This window comes from Arthrobacter sp. MA-N2 (assembly GCF_000517125.1).
Lineage (GTDB): Bacteria > Actinomycetota > Actinomycetes > Actinomycetales > Micrococcaceae > Arthrobacter > Arthrobacter methylotrophus.
This window is the reverse complement of sequence record NZ_KI912155.1, coordinates 2,968,940-2,995,210: the sequence shown is the minus strand read 5'-3', so window position 1 is coordinate 2,995,210 and position 26,271 is coordinate 2,968,940. Positions and strand designations below refer to the sequence as shown.

24 protein-coding genes are annotated in these 26,271 nt (G+C 63.8%); 14 read left to right on the top strand and 10 right to left on the bottom strand.

The genetic code is table 11. The features are described from left to right. Positions 1–101: 101 nt before the first annotated feature. The 5 genes from A3M3_RS0114710 to A3M3_RS25280 all read right to left on the bottom strand — a co-directional run bounded on the left by A3M3_RS0114710 (position 102) and on the right by A3M3_RS25280 (position 6,510). Positions 102–1,328, bottom strand: coding sequence for a cytochrome P450 (locus tag A3M3_RS0114710; protein ID WP_028266964.1), 1,227 nt, complete (start codon positions 1,326–1,328; stop codon positions 102–104). Beyond that, a complete protein-coding gene (locus A3M3_RS25295; protein WP_081736816.1) occupies positions 1,325–3,004 on the bottom strand; it encodes an FAD-dependent oxidoreductase in 1,680 nt (559 codons plus the stop codon). Before A3M3_RS25295 ends, A3M3_RS0114710 begins: the two co-directional genes overlap by 4 nt. Before the next feature lie 310 nt (positions 3,005–3,314). Next, on the bottom strand, positions 3,315–4,238 hold the full coding sequence (locus A3M3_RS25290) for a DUF6282 family protein (protein WP_051423204.1): 924 nt from the start codon (positions 4,236–4,238) through the stop codon (positions 3,315–3,317). Between the two features lie 31 nt (positions 4,239–4,269). Then, entirely contained in the window at positions 4,270–5,655 is a 1,386-nt protein-coding gene (locus tag A3M3_RS25285) for an MFS transporter (protein ID WP_035741822.1), read from the bottom strand. Positions 5,656–5,700: 45 nt separating this feature from the next. Continuing rightward, complete coding sequence (locus A3M3_RS25280) at positions 5,701–6,510, bottom strand: IclR family transcriptional regulator (RefSeq protein WP_035741819.1); 810 nt, start codon at positions 6,508–6,510, stop codon at positions 5,701–5,703. A gap of 217 nt (positions 6,511–6,727) precedes the next feature. Between A3M3_RS25280 and A3M3_RS0114685 the strand changes: the two genes are divergently transcribed. After that, a complete protein-coding gene (locus tag A3M3_RS0114685) occupies positions 6,728–7,639 on the top strand; it encodes a hypothetical protein (RefSeq protein ID WP_028266963.1) in 912 nt (303 codons plus the stop codon). A gap of 31 nt (positions 7,640–7,670) precedes the next feature. Next, complete coding sequence (locus A3M3_RS0114680) at positions 7,671–8,417, top strand: HpcH/HpaI aldolase family protein (RefSeq protein ID WP_028266962.1); 747 nt, start codon at positions 7,671–7,673, stop codon at positions 8,415–8,417. Between the two features lie 68 nt (positions 8,418–8,485). Here A3M3_RS0114680 and A3M3_RS0114675 read toward each other — a convergent pair whose 3' ends face one another. The 3 genes from A3M3_RS0114675 to A3M3_RS28115 form a co-directional block, all read right to left on the bottom strand. Beyond that, positions 8,486–8,758 (bottom strand): hypothetical protein, encoded by a 273-nt coding sequence (locus tag A3M3_RS0114675; protein WP_028266961.1) that lies wholly within the window; start codon positions 8,756–8,758, stop codon positions 8,486–8,488. Positions 8,759–8,993: 235 nt separating this feature from the next. Further along, positions 8,994–9,518 carry a hypothetical protein gene (locus A3M3_RS25275; protein WP_051423203.1) on the bottom strand — a complete coding sequence of 175 codons (525 nt, stop codon included), beginning with the start codon at positions 9,516–9,518 and terminating at the stop codon, positions 8,994–8,996. A gap of 118 nt (positions 9,519–9,636) precedes the next feature. Further along, entirely contained in the window at positions 9,637–10,113 is a 477-nt protein-coding gene (locus A3M3_RS28115) for a DUF7507 domain-containing protein (protein ID WP_155854382.1), read from the bottom strand. Between the two features lie 1,437 nt (positions 10,114–11,550). Between A3M3_RS28115 and A3M3_RS0114660 the strand changes: the two genes are divergently transcribed. Next, the gene (locus A3M3_RS0114660; RefSeq protein ID WP_155854381.1) at positions 11,551–12,201 is read left to right on the top strand and encodes a hypothetical protein; all 651 of its coding nucleotides are present in this window, start codon (positions 11,551–11,553) and stop codon (positions 12,199–12,201) included. 272 nt (positions 12,202–12,473) lie between these two features. Here the strand turns inward: A3M3_RS0114660 and A3M3_RS0114655 are convergent, their stop codons facing one another. Then, complete coding sequence (locus tag A3M3_RS0114655; RefSeq protein ID WP_442853105.1) at positions 12,474–13,547, bottom strand: DNA polymerase IV; 1,074 nt, start codon at positions 13,545–13,547, stop codon at positions 12,474–12,476. Positions 13,548–13,683: 136 nt separating this feature from the next. Between A3M3_RS0114655 and A3M3_RS0114650 the strand changes: the two genes are divergently transcribed. The 6 genes from A3M3_RS0114650 to A3M3_RS0114625 all read left to right on the top strand — a co-directional run bounded on the left by A3M3_RS0114650 (position 13,684) and on the right by A3M3_RS0114625 (position 20,646). Then, positions 13,684–14,562: an FAD binding domain-containing protein gene (locus A3M3_RS0114650; protein WP_028266957.1), complete on the top strand. Its 879-nt coding sequence runs from the start codon at positions 13,684–13,686 to the stop codon at positions 14,560–14,562. Positions 14,563–14,567: 5 nt separating this feature from the next. Then, on the top strand, positions 14,568–15,092 hold the full coding sequence (locus tag A3M3_RS25265) for a (2Fe-2S)-binding protein (RefSeq protein WP_051423202.1): 525 nt from the start codon (positions 14,568–14,570) through the stop codon (positions 15,090–15,092). After that, positions 15,089–17,482 carry an aerobic carbon-monoxide dehydrogenase large subunit gene (locus tag A3M3_RS0114640; RefSeq protein ID WP_028266956.1) on the top strand — a complete coding sequence of 798 codons (2,394 nt, stop codon included), beginning with the start codon at positions 15,089–15,091 and terminating at the stop codon, positions 17,480–17,482. The genes A3M3_RS25265 and A3M3_RS0114640 overlap by 4 nt, the downstream gene beginning before the upstream one ends. Position 17,483: 1 nt before the next feature. Continuing rightward, positions 17,484–18,410, top strand: a complete 927-nt coding sequence (locus A3M3_RS0114635; protein WP_028266955.1) for an XdhC family protein — start codon at positions 17,484–17,486, stop codon at positions 18,408–18,410. Positions 18,411–18,488: 78 nt separating this feature from the next. Then, a complete protein-coding gene (locus A3M3_RS0114630) occupies positions 18,489–19,409 on the top strand; it encodes an AAA family ATPase (protein ID WP_028266954.1) in 921 nt (306 codons plus the stop codon). After that, on the top strand, positions 19,402–20,646 hold the full coding sequence (locus tag A3M3_RS0114625) for a vWA domain-containing protein (protein WP_051423201.1): 1,245 nt from the start codon (positions 19,402–19,404) through the stop codon (positions 20,644–20,646). The genes A3M3_RS0114630 and A3M3_RS0114625 overlap by 8 nt, the downstream gene beginning before the upstream one ends. Before the next feature lie 41 nt (positions 20,647–20,687). Here the strand turns inward: A3M3_RS0114625 and A3M3_RS27020 are convergent, their stop codons facing one another. Continuing rightward, positions 20,688–21,851 (bottom strand): PucR family transcriptional regulator, encoded by a 1,164-nt coding sequence (locus tag A3M3_RS27020; RefSeq protein WP_028266952.1) that lies wholly within the window; start codon positions 21,849–21,851, stop codon positions 20,688–20,690. A gap of 416 nt (positions 21,852–22,267) precedes the next feature. Between A3M3_RS27020 and A3M3_RS0114615 the strand changes: the two genes are divergently transcribed. The 5 genes from A3M3_RS0114615 to A3M3_RS0114595 are packed head-to-tail and all read left to right on the top strand — an operon-like array spanning position 22,268 to position 26,267. Next, positions 22,268–23,494: an acyl-CoA dehydrogenase family protein gene (locus A3M3_RS0114615; protein ID WP_028266951.1), complete on the top strand. Its 1,227-nt coding sequence runs from the start codon at positions 22,268–22,270 to the stop codon at positions 23,492–23,494. A 20-nt stretch (positions 23,495–23,514) separates the two neighbouring features. Then, positions 23,515–24,060 (top strand): flavin reductase family protein, encoded by a 546-nt coding sequence (locus A3M3_RS0114610; RefSeq protein ID WP_081736814.1) that lies wholly within the window; start codon positions 23,515–23,517, stop codon positions 24,058–24,060. A 10-nt stretch (positions 24,061–24,070) separates the two neighbouring features. Continuing rightward, the gene (locus A3M3_RS0114605) at positions 24,071–24,418 is read left to right on the top strand and encodes a Dabb family protein (RefSeq protein ID WP_028266949.1); all 348 of its coding nucleotides are present in this window, start codon (positions 24,071–24,073) and stop codon (positions 24,416–24,418) included. Continuing rightward, positions 24,415–25,236: a 1-deoxy-D-xylulose-5-phosphate synthase N-terminal domain-containing protein gene (locus A3M3_RS0114600; protein WP_081736813.1), complete on the top strand. Its 822-nt coding sequence runs from the start codon at positions 24,415–24,417 to the stop codon at positions 25,234–25,236. Before A3M3_RS0114605 ends, A3M3_RS0114600 begins: the two co-directional genes overlap by 4 nt. Continuing rightward, positions 25,233–26,267: a transketolase family protein gene (locus A3M3_RS0114595; RefSeq protein WP_051423200.1), complete on the top strand. Its 1,035-nt coding sequence runs from the start codon at positions 25,233–25,235 to the stop codon at positions 26,265–26,267. Before A3M3_RS0114600 ends, A3M3_RS0114595 begins: the two co-directional genes overlap by 4 nt. Positions 26,268–26,271 lie beyond the last annotated feature (4 nt).

Sequence of the window (26,271 nt, the reverse complement as noted above, 5' to 3'; positions counted from 1 at the left end):
GCCATCGTAAGAATCGAATCGGCGTGTTTTCTTGATTCGTGGGGAGAAGAAGCGACCGACCGCCGTCGAACTGCTTCTGATGAACTCGACTGTCTGGGTCTTCACCTGATCCCGTCGATATCGATGGGGAGGTGCGATGGGCCGCGCAGGAACGGGCTCGGCCGGTAGGGCGGCGGATCTGAGACGAGCCGGGGATTTTCCAGCCTGCGGGCAAACTCGGTCAGGGCGATCTGTGCTTCGAGCCGGGCGAGCGGGGCGCCAAAGCAGAGGTGGATGCCGCCGCCGAAGCCGAGGTGCTGGTTGTCGGGGCGGTCCGGGATGAAGCAGTCGGGGTCGGTGACGTGGGCGGGATCACGGTTGCCCGCGGCCAGGACAAGGGTGAGGGAGGCTCCGGCCGGGATGGTCGTGCCGGCGATGTCAATATCGTCGAGGGTTGTGCGAAACGGAACGAAATGCACCGGGGGCTCGTAGCGCAGCAGCTCCTCGACCATCGGGATGACCAGATCGGGATCCTCACGCAGCCTCTGGAGCTCATGCGGGTGGCGGAGCAAGGTCAGCGCCCCGTTGGAGATGAGGTTCACGGTGGTTTCATGTCCTGCGATGAGCAGGAGAAGCCCGGTGCTTACGAGTTGTTCGGGGGGCATGCGGCCTTCCGGGCCGTCGTCGGAGGCCAGCGCCGAGAGCAGGTCATTCCCCGGTGCCTTGCGGTGGGCTTCCACTAGCTCTTCCATGAAGGCCCGCAGTTCCTTCCCTGCCTCGGTTCTTTTCTTTTGCTGGGTTTCGGGATCGAGCCCGGGATCAGTGGATTGCAGGGCGAGGTCCACCCACGTCCGGAATCGGTGTTCGTCTCCGGGTGCTACGCCGAGAAGTTCGCAGATGATAGTTACCGGTAGCGGGTACGCCAAGTCGTCCACCACGTCGACCCTGGTGCTGCCGTCCATCTTGTCGATCAGTTCGGTGACGATTTCCGTCATCCTTGATTCCATCCCGGCGACGCGACCCGGCGTCGTCGGCGGGCCGAAGTGCCGCATGGTGATTCGTCGAAACTTGTCGTGATCGGGTGGGTCCATGCTCAAGAAGGTCGGAGTCATGCCGGGGCCGTCCCCGTTCTCGCCGGCTCCCGCATCGGCGGCGACCGGGTTGCGGCTGATATCGGAACTCACCCTGGGGTCATGCAACAGCGAGGCGATCTCTGCGTAGCCGCTGACAAGGTACGCTCCGTCCTGAAGCCGTGCGACGGGGGTACTGCGAAGCTCCGCGTAAAACGGGTAGGGGTTCGCTCGATTGGAGTAGTCGAGGATTTGCTCCCAAATGCTGTCTTGGGTCATGGCGACCGTTCCTTCGTCCTTGCGCCGGTTTCTGCCGGTCTCCGTGAAGGCGTTTCTCCGGCAGCGGGGTTGGTCAGCCGCGCACGGCGTTCATTCGGATCGTGTCCAGTGACGACGACGGTCGCGTCCTGGGTGGGGCTGGCCGCTGGCTTGAACCCAGCAGGCACGGGCCGGGCATCGCTTGACTCGTCAATGTGATGGAATTGCGGAGGGAAGTGTGCCGCCTGCTCGATCAGAGGCTCATAAAAGTCGAGCCACTTGTTCTGGTTGAAGGCGACCGCCGCCACGACGCGACCTTTGTAACCGTAAACGGCCAGGAATCGCTTCTCCGCCACTGACCCTTGGACGATGGCGACCTCATCGGCAGCTGAGGGCACCCCTACGCTTTTGATCTCGATGCCGAATTGAACGGACCAGAACTTTGGCACCGTCAAGTGTGGCCACCGTTCGGTCTCCTGGCTGACCATGTTGTGCGCCGCTACCTCGGCCTGCGATATGGCGTTGCCCCAATGCTCGACGGCGAGGTATTGATAGCCGTACATCGGCTGCGGTGCGCGCGCTATGTCGCCGGCGACGAAGACGTCATCGGTGACCAGCCCGTTCGCATCAAACGCGCGGCAGCCGGCGTCGCACGCGACGCCCCAAACGCCACATGCCAACCCGGAATCTGCGAGCCATTCGACATTGCGAATGGAGCCCAGTGCGGCGACCGCGACGTCCACCTCGAGGGCTGTTCCGTCCGACAGAACGGCCCGGCGGAGCTGTCCCGTAGCATCACCTTGAAGGGCGGTGACCCGGACACCGCAGCGCAGATCCACACCATTCTCGATTTGCAGCTCCCCGGCTATTACTCCGATCGCACTGCCCAGGGCGGCCACGAGGGGAGCCGGACCAGCCTCTGCGACAGTGACTGGCAGCCCGAGTTCGCGGCAGACGGAAGCGACCTCACAACCTATAAAGCCGGCACCGATGACGAGGACCCGACGGGGATGATCTGCGAGGAGCTGCCGCAGGGTTGCGGAGTCCTCTCTAGTGCGCAATGTCAGCACACCTGAAAGGGCTGCCTCCTCTGTATTGGGCCAGGGACGTGCCCGCAAACCTGTGGCAATCAGCAACTTATCGAATCCGATCCGGCTGCCGTCGGCTAAGTGGAGCTCCTTCGTCGCCAAATCCAAGCTGGTCGCAGCTACGCCCAACCGCCAGGTGGCCCCAATGTCCCGGAGCCGCGGCAACGAGGTGTCTTCCAAGGGCGCAGACCCGGCAAGTACCTGTTTGGAAAGCGGAGGCCGGTCGTAGGGCTCGTGCGGCTCCTCGCCGACCAAAGTCAGCGATCCGGTGAATCCTTCCTCCCGCAAGCGTTCCGCGGCGCGGAGCCCGGCTATTGATGCGCCCACGATGACGATCCGACCGGTCTTCTTGAAGGTGCCCCCGTTGTCCTCGTTCGTCCCGTGTCGTGGGTCCGGATGCAGCGCTCCGTCCAACGCATCCGGTGGTTCGAGCCGGATGGCCTGAACCGGACACGCGGCGGCGGCCCGCCGGATCTTCTTGAGCTGGGTCCTTTCCGGGTGCGGGTCGTAGCTCAACGCCTCATCCCCTTGAATCGTGAAGACGTCCGGGGCGAGAAAGGCACACTGCGCGTAACCCTGGCATTTCGTGAGATCAACGACGATCCTCATGCCTGTTTCTCCATCCTGCCAGCCTGCCCTGCCGTCTGGCCGGCCGCCTCGTCCAATCACAACCGGTGCGGTCCGGCGCCCTCAGGTTTGCGGGAGAGGGATGAAGACGAACTCGACACTATTCACGATCAGGTGAATTTGAGTCTAGGCCCGGCATGTGGAGAGCGGAAGGGGAGGATGGAGCCAACTAAGGGCGGCGATGCCGAGCTGCGAAGCAAGGGACCACGATAGCGCCGCCGCCGGGCTGGCGCAGGTGCGGGAGCGCAGCTGGAGCTCAGCCGCTCCCGTGTCGTGCCTTGTTCTGGTCGGTTTAGCCGTCCAGGACGCGTCCGGTGTTGACCGCCACGAGTTTGCGAATGTCTTCGCGGCTGACCCCGGCGTCGAGCAGTTGGCCGAGCACACGTTCGTAGGAATCGATGGGGAACGGATTGTTCTTCTGTCCGAGGTCGGATCCGATGATGGTGTGGTCGATTCCCACGGCGTCGATGAAGCTGAGCATTGTATCGACATTCCACTGGAAGAATGTTGTCCGGTCGTCATACTGGACGAGTCCGTGCTCGACGACGGCCCCGAGCTCCACCCATTCCCGGGCCTGGGCCGGGTTGGCTTCGATAACGAAATTGGGGTGGTTGACCACCATTCGGCGCAGACCCATGGATTTCGCGGCGCGGAGTACAGCGGTGATTTCGGGTGGGGACATGTGACCGGTGGAGAGGATGGCGTCTGCGTCCTTGACCAACTGAAGGACTTCCCGGGTTTCCGGCAGCAGGTTTCCGGCGTCATCGAGAACTGCGATGGGCGTTGTCTTGCGCAGGGTAATGCTGGTGGAGGGAAATTTGAGGTGCTCTTCGCGGTCGTGGACGCAGATGTGCTGTTCGGAGGACACCGTGGGCATCCAGACCATGCGTCCGCCCATTTGGAGGCTGAGTTCGACGGCGTAGGGGTTGATCCCGCCTACATAGTTGTTGAGTGCCACACCGCTGTAGACGGGGATCGGCAGTCCGCCGATCGCGTCGTCGACGGCGGCGACGTCGGTGACCATACTGTGGTGATGCGACTTGACCAGGATGGCGCGGAACCCGGCCGCGTGGGCCATGTCTGCGACGCCGCGGATGCCGATGTTGCGCGGGAATGGTGAAGGTGCCGGATGAACGTGGAGGTCTACCGCTCCGGTGAGGAGTTCGGGGATTCTTTCGTCGGTGAAGACGTGTTCGTACGTGGCAAGTGCCGTCATGGTTGTTCTCCTTGTCAGACTGGATGTTTGTTTAGGCCCGGAAATTCGTCAGTTCAGCAGCTTGTGGGCCCATGTCGACGTCGCGGGTTTCAGGGCCGAGATACGCGCCCACCGCCAGGAGCAGGGCTCCGATGACGATGAGGACTACTGGTGTATAGGCGATCGGCATGAAGACGGCGAGCCCGCTGAGGTAGAAGGTGTAGAAGGCCGGGATGATCAGGGCAAAGCTGTAGCCGATGCCGTAGCCGCTGGCCCGGATCGCCGCCGGGAACCTTTCCGTGAGGTACGCCGCTACGGGTCCGAACGCGGAGATGGTGAATACATCGATGACGACGGCGAGGATCGTCACGGCGACCAGGTTCTCGGCCGGGGTGTTCAGAAGTGCGATGAATGCGGCGGAGGCGATGAGAAGGGAAGTGATGCCGAAAGCGATGTAGAAACGGCGCCGGCCGAGCTTCTGGGAAAGTGACGCGGCGCCCAGAAATCCGCCGATGGTGACAACGGACGCGATCAGCATGATGACGCTGACGGTCTTGTCCGGCACTCCGACGGCGTTCTTGAGAGTTGCGGGGAGGATGGCGGCCGCAACGTTGGTGAGGAACCACAGGCCCGTCATCAGAATGAAGACCTGCAGGAGGCTGCGGCGGTGCTTGCCCAGAAAGAGGGCTCGAACAGGTGATTCTTTCGCTGCAGACGCTTCAAAGCCCGGAGCTTCCTCAACGTGGCGGAGGTAATAGAAGAAGACAGCGGCCGCCAGGATCCCGCCGATGGCGAACGGGATCCGCCACCCCCATTGGACGTAGGGCGAGGCAATGCTCCCTGCGGGAAGCATCATGAGAAGTGTGAAGGTGAGTATGGCAATGGTGGCGTTGGCCAGGGGGTTGGTGGCCGTTATCAGGCCGCTGGCCAGCCCACGGCGCTTCTTGGGAGTCCATTCCATGGCCAGCGGGACAGCGGTGCTGTATTCACCGCCGAGGAAGACTCCGCCTATGAAGCGCAGGAGGACGAGGAGCACTACGGACCATATGCCGATGCTTTGGTAGCCAGGGAGGGCGGCGATAGCCAAAGTGGCCAGGCCGAAGCCTGCCAGGGCTACGAGGGTGAGCTTGTGCCGGCCGAATTTATCCGCGAAGTGGCCGAAGATCGCCGAGCCGAGCGGACGGGCGATAAGGGTCGAAGCGAACACGAGCGCAGCGATGGTGGCCGCGGTTCCCTTGTCCATCTCGGGTGACTGAAAGAAGATCATGGCCGGAGCGAGGGTAATGATGGGCAGGTAGATATCGAACTGGTCGGCGTAGTAGCCAAAGATGCCCCCTTTGAGGGCGGACCGCCCGGGATGCGCCTTGCCGGCGCCTGTGTTCGATGCGTCTGGCAGTGCTGGCGGGGCAGGAGTTTTCACGGTTTCGTGCGTGGACATCGTCGTCCTCCGTTGAGGTTGTCGGGGATACATGAGGGATGGGTGCTAGTTCTTGCGGTTTGCTTCGGCCACGGCCGTGCGTGTCGTGGTGGTGTTCGCTCGGGTTCCGCCGCCCAGAGCCGCGGACAGTTCAGCTGCCGCGGTCGCCACGTCCCATGCCGCTTGCGACTCGCGGTCCAGGCCCAGGACGTGGTTGGTGGCCACGAGTGCTAGGGATGCGCAGATGCCATGTTCGTCGAAGATCGGTGCCGAGACCGCATTGACCCCGCCCAGATCGGGACTGGTCGCCACTCCGGTTAACCTCGTGAGTTCTATTTCCATCCGAAGGGCATCCTGCTGTTCCGGCGGCAGCGCCGAGAGCATCCGTTCGGCCCGGAGCTGGTCCGAGGTAAATGCGAGGAATACCTTGGCCTGCGCAGAAGTCAGTGGAAGCTGGGAACCGACCCGGACGGAGACCACCACGTTGCGGCTGGTGTCTTCTTCCACGCGTGAGACCACCGGTCCCGCCGAGCCCCACAGGCTCAAAACGGCCGTCATGTGTGCGCTTGAACTCAGTTCGCGCATCACGGCGGGAGCGAGGTCAAGAACCTTGCGCTGGCCCAGGGCAAACGTGCCGAGCTGGAGGAGCAGCCCTCCCGGGGCGAACGAACCGATGGCGTGCCCGCGCTCCAACAGCCCTGCTGCGACAAGCGAGTTGCAGTAGCGATAGACCGTGGACCGGTTCATCCCCAGGAGCTCGGCGGCCTCGGCAGCCGTCAACTGGGGGCGGTTGGGGCCGAACAGCTGCAGTATCTGCGCAGCCCGCGTGACGGCCTGGATATCCGACGCGGAGCCGGAGGAGGTTTCTTCAGACATGTGATGCTCTGTTCTCGCTGTTCGGATTAGTAATTTTAGGTTCGCAATGCGCACCAATAGTTGATACTCTAAGTGAACTGCACCACAAGCACAAGCGCCCCATAGCCTGCTGTCGGGCCGAACATCCCGATAATGCCGAATATTGCGTTCGTACTGCGAAGCCGAGATGCCGCCAATCGAACTATTGGCCAGATACCAGACTCAAAGGAGAGATCCCATGTTTGATAAGTCAGACCCACGTGCAGGATTGGGACGCGCAACCACGCCCACGAAAGCGCCCGACTCCGACACCCCCATTGCGGCCGCGTACTACACGGAATTTGACGGCGAGCCAAGCCTGGTCAGCCCGCTGGGCAGCCCCACATGGATCGTGCGCGGCCAGAACTTCCTCGTGGCCTACTCCCGCCTGTCGGCCGGCGACGAGTTACGCCGCCCGAAAGGCCAGGACGAATACATCGTCATCCTGCACCAGGATGACGCGATGGTCACCATCGAGTCATCAGGCGCACCGGCTACGATCAAGGGCCAAACTCTCGCAGTGGTTCCCCCCGGCAAGTCCGTCATCAGGGCAGAGCAGCCCACCGACGTCGTCCGGGTCTTTGACATCCGCACCAGCGATCTCGCGGCGCAAGCGGCCAACGCCGCCGATTACCTTGAAGACCATCCGAGAGTGGCGCCCCTGGAAATCTGGCCTGAGCCGGCCGATGGCGGCAAACTACGCGTCTATCCGCTCGATGAGATCGCACCCGAGCCCGGCAGGTTCGGTCGGATCTTCCGGACTCGCACCCTCATGGTCAACTACATGTACCCGAGCGAGGGACCACGCGACATCTCGAAGCTCTCCCCCCACCACCACGACGATTTCGAACAGGGCTCCCTCGCCGTCCGCGGCGAATTCGTCCACCACATACGCACACCGTGGACCCCGGACATGAACCAGTGGCGGGACGATGAACACACCTCCGTGGGCAGCCCCTCCCTGGCCATCATTCCGCCGCCCACGGTCCACACAACCAGGGCGACTGGAACCGGAACGAACATCCTCATCGACATCTTCAGCCCACCCCGTGAAGACTTCTCTGACCAGCCAGGCTGGGTCCTCAATGCCCACGAATACCCGCGCCCGTAGCGCCCGCCTACAACGTTCGAAGAAGGCTCCCATGTCCGTACTCCACACACCCGGGTCACTTGGCACCTGGGTCAAAATGCCGACCATCGAATCGGTGCAGATCCTGGCGCACGCCGGATTCGATTTCGTCGTCATCGACCAGGAACACGCCCCTATCGATGTCCGCACTGCCTATCAACTCATCAACACCGCCACGGCGGAAGGGCTGCTTGCCCTGGTTCGCGTCGAAGAACTGCAGCCCTCGACCATCCAGCGAATTCTGGACGCGGGCGCGGGCGGCGTCCTCATCCCCCACATCGACACGCCCGAACAAGCCGAACTAGCGGTCCGGTCCGTCCGATTCCCACCCAAGGGCATCAGGGGAGCAGGGGGCACCAGCCGGGCCGGACGCTGGGGTACCCTCCCGACTGCCGAATACTTGGCCTCGGGAAACGAGGCTGCCCTATGCATCCCGCAACTTGAGAGTGGACTCGCGATCGAAAATGTCGAGAAAATCGCAGCGATCGACGGCGTGGACGCCCTCTTCGTCGGCGTCGCCGACCTCAGCATGGACATGGGAACAACACCCGGAGACCCCGAAGTCGTCCGCCTATACCTCCACGCTTTGGACGTCGCACACCAAGCCGGAAAACCCTGCGGCTTCGCATCTGGCACGGCTGCCGGTGCCCGCGCCGCACTGGACCAGGGATTCGACTTCGTCATGGCCAGCAGCGACACCGCCATGCTTGTGACGCAAGCACTGGACACTGCAAGAACGGTCAAGCAACTGCAGGCATGAACCTGATCGCCGTTGAAGGTAGACGGCAAGAACGAACCGCAAGCCCGGACGGCGCATCCAGACCGGACTCAGCCATCGCCTTGGAGAACCGACTCTGCGCTGGTCCTCGCCTCGGCAGGCGATTGTTCCTCCGGGGAACTATGCACTGGGCGGCCTGTTCTCTTCGTGCGCCGTCGTCGGATTGCCACCGCAGCGAGCGGAGCGATCAGCAAAACAATGACTACTCCGGTCACCGCGACGACACCGGCCACCATGATCAGCAATGCCATGACCAGGATTTGGATGTCAGTTCCAGAGGTCCACAGGCTCAATGCTCCGGCCGTGATCGTGTTCTGGTTCATTGATCTTCCCTCGAGCCGCTTTCTGGTTTCAGACGCCAGGCATTCATGGGTGCGGCCAGCCGCGGAGTGGTCTGGGCCTGGAACGGCGACCGTCCGTTAATAGCTTCTAACCATTACGAGTGACGGGAATCCGGGTAGCATCTTTCGTCTAGCGCTAGAGCGCTGTGCGGCACCTGAGCCGCGGGGCCTACCTCATGCCCGCAGCTCACGGTCACCAGACCGTACCCGAATGAAGTCAGGAAGCCTGCGCTCCACCCGGATTTGTTGTGGAAACCGAGCTGCAGGGAACAAGCACGCGAGATCCCTCGCGCGTCGGGGATAGCAGTCGTTCCAAGCATTGGGCGTAGGAGGCCATCACTGAGTCGAAGTCGAGCAATCGCGGGCGATCAGCCACGTGGACTTCTGACCCGGCTTCGCTGTCTTCAACGCTGCAGAGGAGCGGCTCGCACTTGAGACCCGGGACCGAGAAGACGGCGATGCCCCACGGATGGCTTGCCCGGGTCACTGTGATCCGGGCGCGATTGAAAGTATTGGCCAGGACCTCAGCCGGCACACCGCGCCATGATTGGAGCAGCGGACCGCTTAGCCGTTCGATCAAGTGATCGTCTTCGTCTTCGTAAGCACGCGTGAGCGCCGCGGAGAGTTCGTCCCATTCACCGACGGTGCGAAGCAGAAGGTGTCCAAAGCGGACGCGGATCAGAGTCTCGTCCAAGGACAATACGAGTGTGTCGCGGGTTCTGACCGTCAAATCGTCGGGCACGGGAATTCTCCGTTCGTATCACTTGGGCAGGGGGTGGTCTTTTGCCCACTAACGAACTAATAGCGGTTTGCCCCTCAAAAGTGACGCTGAAGATCCGTCCGCGCACTTAAAAGGATTCTCACCTTAGCCAGTCTCCCCCGGCCACGATGGGAACGACGGCGTCGCATTCATCCCAAAGAACTTCTCCTGATGGTGCGGTGGCCTCGACCCCTACCGCGCTTATGAGCTCCCCTCCATGGGACAGATCACCTTCGGTGACTTGGTAGGTAAAGTTCCATGCTGCTGCCGCCCCCGGGAGCAGGCCCGCCAAAAGGCGTTCCTCCGGTCCGGGGCAGGTGGCGTAGATCAATGACTCCATCCCTGCGTTGGTCAATGAACGAGTGACCAGGTGGATGTTGCGAAGTGGCGAGTCCGTGTCGTTCAGAACCCAGGCCGTGAACGTGATGACCTGCCCTGGCATTGCGATGACCGTATCGGGGCTGTGGACCAGAGTGATACCAGTCAGCGCCGGCCGCGAGGCCAACTCCCCAGGCTTTTTCCCCTTCACGAGGCGAAGATCCCTGGCAAGCCGGGCAAACCCTTCAACCCAAAGCATGGCCTTCCAACCGGGGAGTCCAAGTCTTCCTGCAGCGACAGCCGGGTTCAGCCCATCCGAAACCGATTGCATAAACCGATCCCGAAGTACCCTCTCCGCTACGACGCCAAACTTCGGCGGCCAACCAGCCGCAAGGGCCGGAAATGGTTCATGGTCTTTCTCGGAGAAGCGTATTGATCCCGACGGCGCCGGGACAACCCCTGCCGAAACCGGCATCGCGTTGACCAGCCCCTTAATTACGCTAAACCGAACCTTTGAATCATCGAGCACCTCGACCCTCCTTTCTCTTCCCCGTCGTCACGGTATGGCATGCGGCCATCTGTCTTTCATGGAATCAATAGTCGATGCCCCGCCCAAAATGACGAAGAAGGCGAAACCTGGCTCGTAGGCGCCGCCTCCTCTAGGGAAGGTTGTGCTCGGCCCAACTAGGTCTGCGGGCTTTGGGCTCGCGGGTAGTCGCGCCATGACGGTCATGTGCGCCCGGTAACCATTCGTCGTCCGCTGCGGGTGAGCCGCTGCCCCGACTCCGCCACGCCACCCTTGACGAAGAAACCCCGGCATGGTTACATTCCTTTGCGTGTTATGAAATATTTTGATTGAAACTACTATATTAAAATCATGATAGATCAGGCTTGCCCCATGCGATTGATATTGATGCGGTACCTCTCGGCCGGGCTGTTGGCGTGCTAATTCCCGGACTCTTGCTGCCTGGAGCCCCAGCGTCGGCGGACCCGACAACAAGCAATCCCCGCGAGATCCTGACACGCCGGTTCACTGGCACACCTGAGGGCCAAACCAGGTGAACCAATTGTTCGCTGCCCTGTTCGACTCCCACCGGCCGCCCAACGTCGCGGCCCCCTAAACGTCCGCGCCCGGGGCCCCCCGTCACCCGGGCGCGGGCCCTCTTGCTCCCCCGACCGTGCTCCCGGCCGTCGCCCAAACCTGGGTAGGCCAGAACCTTCCAACGGTTGTCCAAGCACCACAAGGCTCAACGGCCACACTCAAGTGGACTTACCCCAACGACGGAACGACGTCCGAAACCCCGCAACGGCGGAAGTATCACCTTCAATGCTCCGGCGTGCACCACTTTCCCTGCCGAGAACACTTTTCCCTGCTCAGACACGGTCCCGGCGTCGTATGCCGTGGGCGGGACAACATTTGCGCCAGCGTCGCCTACGCCGGTTTTAATTCGTAACCGCGATCCGGCGGGAAGCACTCCTGGACAGTGTGCCCTCCGGCCTCCCTGCCGGAGGGCACACTTCTCCCGATACCGGCCGAAGGGAAACCACGGCCTAGCCGAGGAATTAGGAGTTTCCTTCCGGAAAACCGTCATGCCAGCGGATTTGTGCACTACAAGAACTTGCCGCCCTCGACTCGAGGACGGCATGCGAACCGCCCTATTCGAGGGCGTCCGCAACGACGGGAGAAGAGAAACCTATGAGTTCAATCGTTAGAAGACGAGTAAAATGGCTCGTTACACCCTTGCTGGCCGTGGCGTCCATCGCAGTGGCATCCCCAGCTTTTGCCGACCCGTTCAAGGGCCGGAACGTTTCGACTGTTGTCAACGTATCCCCGGGCTCGACGGCCGCACTCAACTGGACCTACAAGAACACCGGGCCGGATGACTACGTCCCCTCAGGGCATGCAAGCATCACCTTCAATGCTCCTACCGGCACCACCTTCACTGCGCAGTCCACCGTCCCAGTAACTTCGTCTACGGACGGGAGCAACTTTGTAGCCAGCACCCTTACTCTGACCGGATGCGTTTTGGGCGGCGGAGGAACTACGCTCGCCTGCACTTTGGGCACCTCCGACGGCAAGGTCATGACCTGGAAGACCGACCAGCTGCTCCGGTTCTCTCCGCAGGTCGCTGTGAGCCCGACTGCGACTCCCGGAACACAGTCTGCGGCAGCCGCCATGACATACGCAGACTCTATCGACGACGGCACGCTGGACGTGAACATCGTGCAGACCGCCGCAGTCCCCATGATTGACCCGTTGGTCGGGCTCGGTGCGGGTGCCCTCCTCCTTGGAACGGCCGCCGCAGGGGTCCTCAACCGGCGACGGCGTGCCAGCCTAGTCCACTAAGTCCACTAGGCCCAGGTTCCGTCTGCTGAGACGCCGGAAGCCCCGTGTTGGCGCGGATTCCGGCGTCTTAGTGTGTGGGCAGGGCCCGAAAGCTGTGGGCAGGGTCCCCGTTCTGGAGGGTGCGGGTCGAGGCAGTGACCGCGACAGGTTCGCAAGAACCTCCCGGAAGCCAGGAAAGGCAAGGGGCTCCTCAGAACGCAGGTTTTGCCCGCGTCGTAGCTGCACGGTTGTGGGCCACCCGCCACTGACTGCGCGTTGCAGGGAGGGACGTCTTACCAACCGCCGCGCGTCGGCGTATGTCCCTTTCGGGCATCGTCGGGCATTGCCATTTCGGCCCGCAGGCCCAGGAGCCGGATCGGACGGCCCGCTTCGATTCCTGTTGCGAGGTCCAGGGCCCGTGCGAGGATTTCGTTCCGGTCGAATGTCTCGGGAATCTTCCTCGCGTGGGTCGTGGTGAAGAACGGCGCGTACCGAACCTTCAGGGTCAGCCCAACCACGGGCCGCCCTTCGGCCACAACGTCCTCAAGGACACGTGCGGTCAGCTCCCTCACGGCGTCGTCCACCTGGGCGGGTTCGGTCAGGTCCCTCTGGAACGTGCTTTCCCTGCTGTGCCCGCGGGCAACCCACGGGGTGTCGTCCACAACACTGGCGCCGTCCCCACGTCCGAGCTGCGCGTACCAAGGTCCCATCCTGGGGCCAAACTCCGGGACAAGGTCCTGGGGGTCGGACGCCGCGAGCTCGGCGACCGTGTTGATGCCGAGTTTGGCCAACCGTCCCGAGACTTTGGTTCCCACGCCCCACAGCTCTTTGGTGGACCGGTTCCCCATGACCCCAAGCCAGTTCCCGGCGGTCAGACGGAAGACGCCGGCCGGCTTGCCGAAACCGGTGGCGACCTTGGCCCGGACCAAGGTGTCGCCGATGCCCACACTGCAGTGCAGCTCCGTCCGCGCCAAAACAGCGGCCTGCAGCTGCCGGGCGTAGGCTTCAGGATTCTCTGTCTCAATGCCAACAAAAGCTTCATCCCAACCCAGCACCTGCACTGTGGCGCCGGGCTGCGCGCGCAGGGTCGCCATCACCGCTTCAGACGCCGCAAGGTAAGCCTCCTGATCGACGGGCAGGATCACGGCATCTGGCACTTTCCGGGCCGCGAGGCGCAAGGGCATTCCGGAACCCACGCCGAAGGCCCTGGCTTCGTAGGATGCGGTGGACACCACAGCCCGTTCCGTCGGGTCGCCCCGACCCCCGACAATAATCGGCTTGCCTGCAAGCTCTGGCCGCCGCAGCACTTCGACCGCTGCGATGAACTGATCGAGATCGACATGCAGCACCCACCTGGTTCCGCTCACGAAACCAGTCTGCCCTAAACATCCCTGCCAAGCACGGGCCCTCGTGACCCTGTTGACACCCACTTTGACGCGGGCGAGACTGATCATAGGTCCGCGCCCTACGCCCCGCAGGACGTCTGGCCCTAAGGGGTGGACAATGCAGATTCCGGCTCCATTTGATTATGAGCGCGCCAGCGACGTGGCAAACGCGCTGGCACTCCTCGAACGCTACGGACCCGAGTCGCGCATCATCGCCGGCGGACACAGTTTGCTGCCGATGATGAAGCTGCGTCTGGCGCGGCCCGAGTGCCTGATCGACATCAACGACTTGGCGGACTTGGAATTCATCCGCCGGGAAGGTGACCAGTTGGTTGTGGGCGCACTAACCCGCCACACAGCGCTCCTGGAGTCCGCCGACATCGCCGGACTCTTTCCGATAATCCGCGACGCAGAGCAAGTGATTGCGGACCCGGTGGTCCGCAACCGTGGCACTATCGGCGGTTCCCTCTGCCAAGCCGATCCGGCCGAAGACCTGTCCACTGTCTGCGATGTGCTGCGCGCCCACGCAGTGATCCGCGGGCCCGACGGCGAACGGATCGTCGCGATGTCGGACTTCCATCGCGGCCCGTACGAAACCGCCGTGGCGCCGAACGAGCTGCTGTACGAAATCCGCTTTACGGTCCGCGCGCGCTCGGGCAGCGCCTATGAAAAGGTGGAACGCCGGGTGGGTGACTGGGCGGTCGTCGCGGCCGGGGCCGCCGTCGGACTTTCCGCGGACGGCACAGTCGAAGAGGCAGCAATCGGGCTCACAGCGGTTGGCTTGGACGGGACTGTGCCCGAGGCCGAAGCCGTCCTCCGCGGCCAGCAGCCGCATGAAGACCTGTTCGTCGAAGCCGCCCGCATTGCAGCAGCTGCGTGCAACCCGGTGGCCGATCAGCGTGGACCGGTCGACTACAAACGGCATCTGGCCGATGAACTCACCCGGAGGGTCCTGCGGCGCGCGTGTGCCCGGGCCGCAGTTGCACAGGAAGGCTGAAAGCAATGCAGATCAGCATGACGGTCAACGGGAACGCGGTGACCCGGGAGATCGAACCCCGAGTGTTGCTCGTCCACTTCATCCGCGAAAACCTTGGACTGACCGGCACACACTGGGGATGCGACACCAGCAATTGCGGAACCTGCGTGGTCCTGATGGACGGACAGCCGGTGAAATCGTGCACCGTGCTCGCGGCCATGGCCGCCGGACATGACATCCGAACCGTCGAAGGATTAGCCGTCGATGGCGCCCTCGATCCGGTGCAGCAGGGGTTCATGGAAGAACACGGCCTGCAATGCGGATTCTGCACTCCGGGAATGATGCTCACCGCCAGGGCCCTCCTTGACCGTAACCCGCACCCCGACGACACCGAGATCCGCCAAGCCATTTCCGGCCAGATTTGCCGATGCACCGGTTACGCGACGATTGTCCGTTCGGTGCAATGGGCCGCCGCCCACCCGCTCGGTGCGGACACTGAGACGGACGACGGCGGTACCGGCGGGACCACCACGGAAGAGGTGACGGCATGACCACCGTCCAGGAGCATGCACCCAACCCGGCAGCCGGAGACCCAAACCGTCCCATCGGCTTCGGTCGCCTCCAGCGCAAGGAGGATCCGCGGTTCGTCCGCGGCAAGGGCACATACATCGACGACATCGTGCTGCCCGGCATGCTGCATGGCGCCATCCTGCGTGCCCCCGTTGCGCATGCCCGGCTGGTTTCGATAGACACCACCGAGGCGTTGGCGCACCCCAAGGTCCTCGCTGTCATCACGGGCAAAGACCTGCAGGCGCTCAACCTCGCGTGGGCGCCTACCCTGTCGGCGGACGTCCAGGCGGTACTCGTCACGGACAAGGTCCGTTTCCAAGGTCAGGAGGTCGCTTTCGTCGTCGCTGAGGACCGCTATGCCGCGCGCGACGCCCTGGAACTGATCGACGTCGAATACGACACGTTGCCGCCGGTGATTGATGCCCGCCGCGCCCTCGACCCCGGCGCGCCGGTCATCCGTGACGACATTGAGGGACGAACCGACAACCGGATCTTCGACTGGGAGATCGGTGATGCGGCTGAAACGGAAGCGGTGTTCGCCACTGCCGACGTCGTCGTCGCCCAAGAGATCGTGTATCCGCGCGTGCACCCGGCACCCATGGAAACCTGCGGTGCCGTGGCGGACTTCGATCCGATCGATGGCAACCTGACGCTTTACGAAACTACCCAGGCCCCGCACGCCCACCGGACGTTGTATGCGATAGTCGCCGGTATCCCTGAACACAAAATCCGGATCGTCTCCCCCGATATCGGCGGCGGGTTCGGCAACAAAGTCGGCATCTATCCCGGCTATATCCTCGCCGTTGTCGGTTCGATCGTCACCGGAAAACCGGTGAAGTGGGTAGAGGACCGCTCCGAGAACCTGATGTCGACGTCGTTTGCCCGCGACTACATCATGCAGGGCGAGATCGCGGCCACGAAGGAAGGCAAGATCCTTGCGGTCCGGACCAACGTCTTGGCAGACCATGGTGCGTTTAATGCCACCGCCCAGCCCACCAAGACCCCGGCCGGCTTCTTCTCCATCTTTACCGGGAGCTATGACCTGGAAGCTGCCTATTGCAAGGTCACGGGTGTGTACACGAACAAGGCGCCGGGGGGCGTGGCATATGCCTGCTCCTTCCGCGTGACGGAAGCGGTGTACCTGGTGGAGCGCATGGTGGACATCCTGGCCCGGAAACTGGAGATGGACCCGGCAGAGCTTCGGCTGAAGAACTTCATCAAGCCGGAGCAGTTCCCCTACGCGAATAAGACCGGTTGGGTCTACGACTCAGGCAACTACGCCCCTGCCATGCGGCTGTCCATGCAGATCGCCGGGTATGAAGATCTCCGGCGCGAGCAGCTCGAAAAGCGGGAGCGCGGCGAACTGATGGGCATCGGTGTCTCCTTCTTCACCGAGACTGTCGGCGCCGGACCGCGCAAGCACTTCGACATCGTCGGGCTCGGCATGGCAGATGGCGCGGAACTCCGAATTCACCCCACCGGCAAAGCCGTCGTCAGGATCTCTGTGCAGAGCCAGGGGCAGGGCCACGAAACCACGTTCGCCCAGATCGTGGCCGAGGAGCTCGGTATCCCGCCCGAGAACATCGACGTCGTCCACGGCGACACTGACCAAACGCCCTTCGGCCTAGGCACGTACGGCAGCCGGTCGACCCCGGTCAGCGGCGGCGCGGTAGCCCTCGTGGCGCGCAAGGTCCGCGAAAAGGCGAAGTTCATCGCTGCTGCAATGCTTGAAACCCGACCCGAGGACCTCGAGTGGGAAAAGGGCCGCTGGTTCGTCAAGGGGGATCCAAGCGCCAGCAAGACGATCGAGGAAATCGCCATGGCCGCTCACGGCACAATGACGCTGCCCGAGGGAATCGACGGCAACCTGGACGCGGAGGTGACCTATGACCCTCCCAACCTGACGTTTCCGTTCGGCGCGTATATCTGCGTTGTGGACGTCGACGCCGGGACCGGCCACGTCAAGGTCCGGCGGTTCATCGCGGTGGACGACTGCGGGACCCGGATCAACCCGATGATCATCGAGGGCCAGGTCCACGGTGGGCTGACCGACGGCGTCGGGATGGCGCTCATGGAAATCATCGCGTTCGACGAGGACGGCAACTGCCTCAGCGGCTCGTTCATGGACTACCTCATCCCCACCGCGATGGAAGTCCCGGATTGGGAGACCGGGTATACCGTCACGCCTTCGCCGCACCACCCGATCGGCGCAAAAGGCATCGGCGAGTCGGCAACGGTCGGATCCCCGCCGGCCATCGTCAACGCCGTCGTGGATGCTTTGACGCCGTACGGCGTGACACACATGGATATGCCCTGCACCCCGGCCCGGGTGTGGGAGGCCATGCAGGGCCGAGCCAGGCCACCGGTGTGACATGCCCCTGCACGGAGATGCCCTGGCGGCGAGGGCGCAGGAACTGGTAGAACGCCGGGAGCCGTTTGTGCGTGCCACGGTCGTGCGCGCGCAGCACCCTACCAGCGCCCACGCCGGCGACACGGCCCTCGTCCTGGCCAATGGGGAAATCGACGGGTTCCTTGGCGGCACCTGCGTCGAAGCTTCCGTGCGTGAATACGGTCTGCAGACACTGTCCAAGCACGAACCCTTGCTGCTGCGGGTAGTCCCAGGCGAGCCGTCCCGCATTCGCGAGGAAGGCGCCGTCGAAGTCGCAAATCCCTGCCTCAGCGGCGGTGCGGTGGAGATCTTCCTCGAGCCGCAGATGCCCGCTCCGCGGGTGGTTGTGGTCGGGGCCACCCCCGTGGCACAGGCCCTGGGCGCCTTGGGTGCCCTCCTCGACTTGGACATGCAGCTCACCGATGGAACCGCCGCGGAACCGCGGGCCGACGACGCTGCCCTGATCGTCGCGTCGCAAGGCAGGGACGAGGAGCCCTCATTGGAGGCCGCACTCCGAATCGGGGTGCCGTACGTCGCCCTTGTCGCCAGCCGGACGCGCGGGGCCGCCGTCCTGGCCTCACTCGACGTCGATGACGAGCAGCGTGCGCGCGTACACAGCCCGGCCGGGCTGCTGTTGGGCGGCCGAACACCCGCCGAGATCGCGCTGTCGATACTGGCAGAGCTTGTATCCGTCAGATCCCTTCGCCCAACTGTGGGGACCGCGACGGCGGAGACCGCGTCGGCGAGCGCCGTGCCCGCGAGCGCCGTGGACCCCGTATGCGGCATGAGCGTCGCGGCCGTGGAGTCTACGTTGCACTCCGAGTACGCGGGAGCGAGCTATTATTTCTGTTCTGCTGAATGCAGGAGAGCCTTCCTCGCCGATCCGGAGCGCTATGCCGCTGCGTCTTGAGCCCTGGACCGCCGGACTCCTTCCGGCGATCGGAGGGTCCGGCCCTGCGCGGGCGGCCGCCCAGCTGGAACGTGCCCGATGAACGGGCCGGTGCGGGCGGGTGCGGAAGACGAAGTGCGGCGCCTGGTCCCGGACGTTTCCGCGCTCATGTCCGCGCTGGACGACGGCGACTACCTTGCCGACGTCGGACTGGCGACCGCCTTGTTCCTGTCCGTCCGGCTACCGCAGCCCATCCTGCTGGAGGGCGAGGCCGGCGTCGGGAAAACCGAGGCGGCGAAGGCGCTGGCCAAGGTGCTCGACACTCCCCTGTACCGCCTGCAGTGCTACGAAGGCATCGACGTGGGCGAGGCCCTCTACGAATGGAACCATCAACGCCAGCTTCTGGGAATCCGCTTGGCGGAGGTCCGGGATGTCCGCGTGGAGGAGTCCGATCTTTTCGGGGAACAGTACCTGCTGCGCCGCCCGCTGCTGAAGGCGATCGAGCATCCAGGACCGCGTCCGGCCGTGCTGCTTCTGGACGAGATCGACCGGGCCGACGCAGAGTTCGAGGCCTTCACTTTCGAGTTGCTGGCCGAGGCGGCCGTGACGATCCCCGAACTAGGCACTATCCGTGCCACGCACCCGCCAGTTGTCGTCCTGACATCCAATCGCACCAGGGACCTGCACGACGCACTGACCCGGCGCTGCCTGTACCACTGGATTGACTATCCCCGGCCCGAGCGCATCGCCGCGATCGTTCGCCGCCGGGTACCCGGGAGCGCCGAGCCGCTCGCCCTGGATGCCGCATCGGCCATCACCAGGCTACGGTCACTGGACTTGGCCAAACCCCCGGGAATCGCGGAAGCAATCGACTGGGTGTCAGCGCTGACGGTGCTCGGCGTGGACCGACTGGACCCGGCTGCCGTGAAGCAGACCTGGGGTTCGATCGTGAAGAATCGCGACGACCTGGATATTGCGTGGGCCCGCGGCCCCGCATGGGTGGCCGGCGGCCATGACTGAGTACGCGCTCAGGGACGGCTTGCCCGGCGTCGATGCTGCGGCCCTGGCGGTAGGGTTCAGCACGGCCCTGCGCCGAGCCGGCTTACCGAGTTCCCCGGACCGCGCAGCTTGGCTGGCCCGGGCGATCAGGATCGTTCCTCCTACTGCTCGTGAGCCTCTGTACTGGACGTGCCGGGTGGTACTCGTCTCCTCGCGGGAACAGCTCCCCATATTCGATGCGGTCTTTTCGGCCGCCTTTGACGGGACGCTCGATCCGGCTGACACCCGTGGGGATTCCAACCGCCCGCCGGCGGCCGGCCCGGAGGAGCATGCCCGGCCGGCGCCCAGCGAACGGCGCGTGGCTCATGCCGACGGTCATGCACCGGCTTCGAGGGCGCACGTCGCCTCCCCTGGCGCAGGAAGCGCCGATGAGTCCAACGCACCGGAGCGGGGGGCAATCCTGGCGATGGCCTCCGCTGACGAGCACCTGCATGAGAAGTCCTTTGCCGAGCTGACCCCCGAGGAAGCTGCCCAAGTGCGGCGTCTGGTGCGGCGCATCGTGCTGGCTACGCCGGAGCGCCAAAGCCGCAGGACACGACAGTGGGCACAAGGGGGCGCCAAGCTCGACCTCCGGCGTACCGTCCGCGCGGCCCGGCGCAGCGGTGGCGACGCGAGCTCCTTGGTCTATGCCCGCCGTCGTCCGCGTCCGCGCCGCTTGGTGTTCCTGTGCGATGTATCCGGTTCCATGGAACCGTACACGCAGGTCTTCCTTTCGCTGCTGCAGGGCGCAGTGTCCGGGGCCCAAGCCGAGGCTTTTGTGTTTTCCACCCGGCTGACCAGACTGACCCGCCAGCTTTCGAACCGGGACCCGGGCAAAGCGCTGGCGCTCGGAGCTGCCGCCGCCCCGGACTGGGCGGGCGGCACAAGGCTGGCGGAGAGCCTGCGACACTTCATCGATGGCCACGGCCGCCGCGGCTTGGCCAGGGGTGCGGTCATTGTGGTGCTCTCCGACGGCTGGGCCCAGGACGCGCCGGAACTTGTGGAGGCCCAGATGGCGCGGCTGAGGCGCCTGGCTTACCGGATCGTCTGGATCAATCCGAGGAAGGCCGGTATTGATTACCAACCGCTGGTGGGCGGCATGGCCGTCGCGTTGCCCTACTGTGACGCGTTCGTCAGCGGGCACAATTATGCCGCCCTGTCCGAGGCAGCGGCCGCGATTCGCGCCGATCGGCCACGTCCAGCAGGAAAGCCACAGTGAGCGCGAGCCTGGGCGGCTTGCGGTGGCCAAAGGCATGATCGCTAGCTTTTGGCGTTGGCATCTATCAACACTGTGTCCGGAAGCATCTCGGCCAACTCCAATGCGCATCGGATCTGATAGTTCTGCTGGCCGGCCGGGAGGATTCCGCTGATCTGCTGCAGCCGGTAGGAAACCGTATTGCGGTGGGTGTGCATCCCTTGCGCGGTCCTGGCCAGGCTGCCGTTGGTGTCAATGTGGAGCGACAGGGTGTGGCGGAGTTCCTGCATCCGGGTGTTGTTGGACGCCATCGGCCCGAGCACCCGGAGCACGAAGCTCCTGGCCCGTTCGACGTCCTCAAGCAGAAGCGATACAAGTTCGATCGACTCATAGCTAGTGACCGGGGCATGCTTTCGGGAGAGGCGGGCCACCCGTTCGGATGCCTTGGCCTCAAGATGGGTCCGCCGGAAGCCGTCGGGACCCTGGTGGGGGTATCCGGTAGCGATACGGAGTGCCGGAGGCCACGCCCCGTAGTCACGCAAGGCCTGGTCCAGCGCTGTCCGGCATCCGAGCCACACATGCGCACTGGACAACCCGTTCCGGATCATCAGTCCGGACCCGGCGACCCGGGCGACCCGCCGAATTTCCTTCGCTGCACTCTCGAAGTCAAAGTGCTTCGCCGTCTCTGCGTCGACGTCTTCGAGCCACAGCACGATCCCGGTGTGCCACTGCTCGACCTCGTAGCCCAGAGCCTTCGATGCAGCTTCGGGATCAACGCGCTTGCCCTCTATGATGCTGCGGGCTATCGAAGCCTGCAGCCCGGCCCGGCTGCTGGTCCACTTCTCATATTCGATGCTGTATTGGACGGAGGTACTGTGGACCAGCTGCGACCAGCTGTCGGCGACGTCGCGGTTGACCTCCTGTGCGGCTCGCATGCGCTCTGCCTCGGGCACCACATGGTCGATGCAGGACAACAGCTCCTGCGTCAGGAATTCTTGCCCCGTGTAGACATTGCGGATCACCTGGTCGAGTGGAATAGCCCGGCGGACATAGAAGGCAATATTTTCATTCGGTTCAAGTGACTGAACGAGCAGGGTGTGATCGCCCGTGAACAATGCGAGCAGCGTGTCCACCGTGCTCGCCTCGGTGGCCCGGCGCAGCGCCTCGATTTCTTCCTCGTCACGACCGCCAGGCCAGTCCGTCAAGGTCGCGAGAATGTAATCGGCCATACGATGTCCGGCCTGGATCCCCCAACGTACTGAAGGCCCGCCAATAACAAGTTCCGCCCGACGCCGGGTTCCCGGGGAACTGAATGCGCGCTGCGGAGTATCTGCCGCAAGCTTCGCGACCCAAGTGTGCTGCATTAGACCTCCGCAATAAACTCCCGCAGCGCCTCTGCCGCGTGATCCGAGTCTCACGGACGACCTCGTATAGGCGCAAGCGGCCTGTGCCGCCACCACAGAAAAGGCCTGCCCCATGTGCAGCGCGCACAAATCAGGGTGGGCACGTTCGGACTTCGTTCAGGCAGTACAGGAAGCGCGCAAACTCTGACTACCGGGCACATGGTTGCCGATTGTGAGCCGGGACACGATTGACATACGAGATCCACAAGGGGCTGCGGCCCTGCCATAGCGGAAGGTTCACCATGACAACGACGACAGTGACCACCGGTGCGCTTGAGAGCACCACTGTCCCGAGTTCCACCGAGCCGGTCCTTGAATTAGTCGAACGGGCGGCTGCGCTCCGGGACCTTCTTCGTGGGCATGCATCCGAAGGCGACAACGGGCAAGTAGCCGACGCCGTCGTCGACCGCCTCGAATCGGAAGGCATGCTTCGCCTGACTGTTCCCCGGCGCTACGGCGGCTACGAAGTCAACACCCGGACCCTTGTTGATGTCCTGATCGAGCTGGCCCGCGGTGACGGCTCCACGGGCTGGGCCGCGATGCTGATCAATATCGGTAACTGGTTCGCCACGACATGGCTGGTGCAGGCACAGGATGAAATCTGGGGCCGCACTCCGGAAGCAAAGGTCTGCGTGGTCCTGAATCCCATGACGCGGGCCGAAAAGGTTGAGGGCGGCTACCGCGTCAGCGGTCGGTGGAGTTTCGCTTCCGGCTCCTTCATGGCCACCCACGCAATGATGGGCTTCCTGGCCCCACAGACCGACGGAACCGTCCGCCATGCCTTGGGCATCTTCCACCCCGGTGAATGGACGGTCGAGCGCAGCTGGTACCCGCTCGGGCTCAAAGGCACAGGCAGCGACACAGTCGTGATCGAGAGCGTGTTCATTCCCGACCATCGCATCCAGTATTTCGATGACATGGTGGTCGGCGACTACGCCACGGAACTGCTCGAGGTCGAAGCGCGGGCCCGGGCGCCGTTCCTGCCCGCGGGGACCGTCATCTTCGGGGCGATCCAGATCGGCCTGGGCAAAGCGGCGGCCGACTACGCAATGGAGCGCATGCGCACCAAGGGCGTTACCGGGACTGTCTACACCGAGGCGCGTAATTCCCCCGTACATCAACTGGCCGCGGCAGAAGCGCTGACGAAAATCGATGCGGCGGAGTTGCTGGCGCATAGATCGTGCAAGGACATCGACGAATCTGCTGAGTCCGGCGAATACCTCGACGAGCTCCGCCGGGCCCGGGTCCGCAACGACACCGGCGCCATCGTGGCCCTTGTCGGCGACGCCCTCGATCAGCTTCTCAAGGCTGCCGGCTCCGGCAGCTACCTGTTCAGCAGCCCGCTCAGCCGGATCTACCAGGACCAAGGGACAGGCGGCAGCCACGCCCACGCTACGCCCCAGGTGGGCAAGGAAGTCTACGGCCGGCTGCTTCTGGGAGCCGACGGACCCGTCACCGTCCACGTCTGAACCCCTGTAAGGAGAAAACAATGACTACCACAATGGAATCGCGGCGTGCGGCCGCCTCCCGCAATGAGCCAACGGATCCCGCCGCAATGATGCGGTCCGTGCTCGGGCACTTTTGTACCGGAGTTGCGGTCATTACCGGCGCCGTTGACAGTGCTCCGGTGGGCATGACCGTCCAGTCGCTGGTGAGTATTTCGCTGGAACCACCGTTGGTGATGTTCAGCCCGCAGAAGACCTCGACGACGTGGCCCCGGATCCGGCGCGGAGGAGTGTTCAGCGCCAATATTCTGGGCGAGGACCAGAAGGATTTGTGCCGGAGCTTCTCGAAATCCGCAGAGGACAAGTTCGACGGCGTCGCTTGGCGCGCCGGCCGAACCGGTGCACCCATTCTTGACGACGCCCTTGCTTTCATCGAGTGCGAAATTGAGTCCGTCTATGAAGCCGGAGACCACTATATGGTGCTGGGCAAGGTCCTGGACCTCGGCGTGGCATCCCCGGGAACGCCACTGCTCTTCTACCGGGGCGGCTTCGGCTCGTTCACCGCCCATCCGCGTCCCGGCGCTGAATAAGGGGACGGCCATGCTGGAACACTATGTGCTGTTCGCCCCGCAGGAGGGCAAAGCCGAAGAGCTCGAATCCGCGCTCATACGGTTCTCGGAAGGCATTTCCACCGGTTGCGGTTCCTTGGTGGACATCTCGTGGGGACCGAATTTCAACCCCTCCGGGCTGGGCCGCGGCTTCTCCTACGGCTGCTTGGCGAGGTTAAGCGGCGACACCCTGGATGAGTACTGGAACCACCCCGCGCACCAACAGTTGCTCTCGGAGCTGGATGCACTGTGCAGGGAACGGTTCGCCATGGACTATCTCCGCGCCGACTCTGCCGGGACACACGCAACGCCCATCGAAACAACAAGGAGTTCTTCGTGAATCTGGACGCTGAAACGCGACCTTCCCCAATGGCCGACCCGGCCAGGCTTGCCACCGGAATCCGGCTCAAGGCCGCCGAGATGATCGCACCCCAAGGGTTCGGCTATCTTGGACAGGCGCTGTCGGCCGCCGAACAGCTCGCCGCGGTATTCTCCGTGCTGGATTGGGACCGGGACAAATTCGTCTGCTCACCGGGGCACTACATTATCGCCCCCTATGCTGCAGCGGGAGCGCTTGGCTTGCTGGCACAGGAGGACCTGGGTAGCTACGGGCAAAACGGTTCGCGGCTGGAGGCCATCGGTACCGAAAGTTCCCCGATCGTCGATTACACCTGCGGCTCGCTGGGCCAAGGATTGTCCGCGGCAGCCGGATTCGCCCTGGCGAACAAGCTTCGGGGAAGCACCGGCCGGGTCTACGCCTTGGTCAGCGACGGCGAGATGGAAGAGGGCCAGACCTGGGAAGCGGCGATCTTCGCCGCCCACCACCAACTGGGCCAATTGACCGTGCTGTTGGACGCCAACAACTCGCAGGTCGACGGGCCGGTCGACAGCATCACTACCCTCGAGCCGATAGCCGACAAATGGCGGGCCTTCGGCTGGCACGTGCTGGACATCGACGGCCATGACATCACAGCCGTCTCCGCTGCCCTCGCCGAAGCCGCACTTGAAGCCCGGCCATCGGTGATCGTGTGCCGTACGTCCACCGTGCACGGGCTCGACTGCCTGCCCGAGGATGCCGACGGCCATTTCATCAAGCTCCCTCCCCAGCTGGCCACGGAGGCCATTGCAGAACTTACCCGGAAACTGGAAACACGATGACGACTAACATTCAGGAACGCGCCTTGTTCCGGCCGTTGCCCTACCCGACCGTCTTGAAGCCTTACGGACAGGCCTTGGTCAGCCTGGCAGAGAAACGCGATGACATACTCTGCCTGAGCGGCGACCTCACCCGGCAGTGCGAAATCGACCTCTTCCAAGACCGCTTTCCCGAACGGTTCATCCACGCCGGCATGGCCGAAGCCAACATGATGGGCATGGCCGGGACCCTGGCACGCTCGGGCTTCACCCCGTACGTCCACACCTTCGGTGTCTTCGCCACCCGCCGCCCGTACGACCAGATCGCCAACGCCATCGCCTATCCAAACCTTCCGGTCCGGATTATCGGCTTCATGCCTGGCCTGTCCACACCGGGCGGCCCAAGCCACCAGGCCATCGACGACGTCGCCCTGATGCGCGCGCTCCCGAACATGACGGTCATCGACGTCGCCGACGCCGTCGAGGTCAGCCAAGTTGTTGAGGCCATCGCGGATATCCCGGGCCCGGTGTACGTCAGGCTCAAGCGCGGCGAGATTCCCGTGATCTTCCCCGAGGACCATGAATTGTCCCTGAGCCGGGCAGAAGTTCTGAGCGAGGGCGAAGACGTTGCCCTGTTTGCCAGCGGCATGATGCTCGCTGCTGCACTTGCGGCACGGGAAACCCTGGCCGCGCACGGCGTCTCCGTCTCGGTCGTCAACGTACCCGTCATCAAACCCCTGGATACCGCAACCGTGGTCCGCGCCGCGGCCGGGGCGCGGACCGTAGTCACCGCCGAGAACCACTCCATCGTCGGAGGGCTTGGATCGGCCGTGGCGGAAACGATTGCCGAGGCAGGCCTCGGACGGCCCATGCGCCGCATCGGCGTACAGGACACCTTCGCAGAAGGCTCGCTCAACGCCCCCTACCTGTTCGAAAAATACGGGCTCTCCACCCAGGCGCTGATCGACACCGCATGGTCGTTGCTCGGCCGCGAAGATCCTTCGCCCGCCGCTCCGGCAACGTCCACCGCGACCGGCGAATATTCCCCGGTCTAGCAAC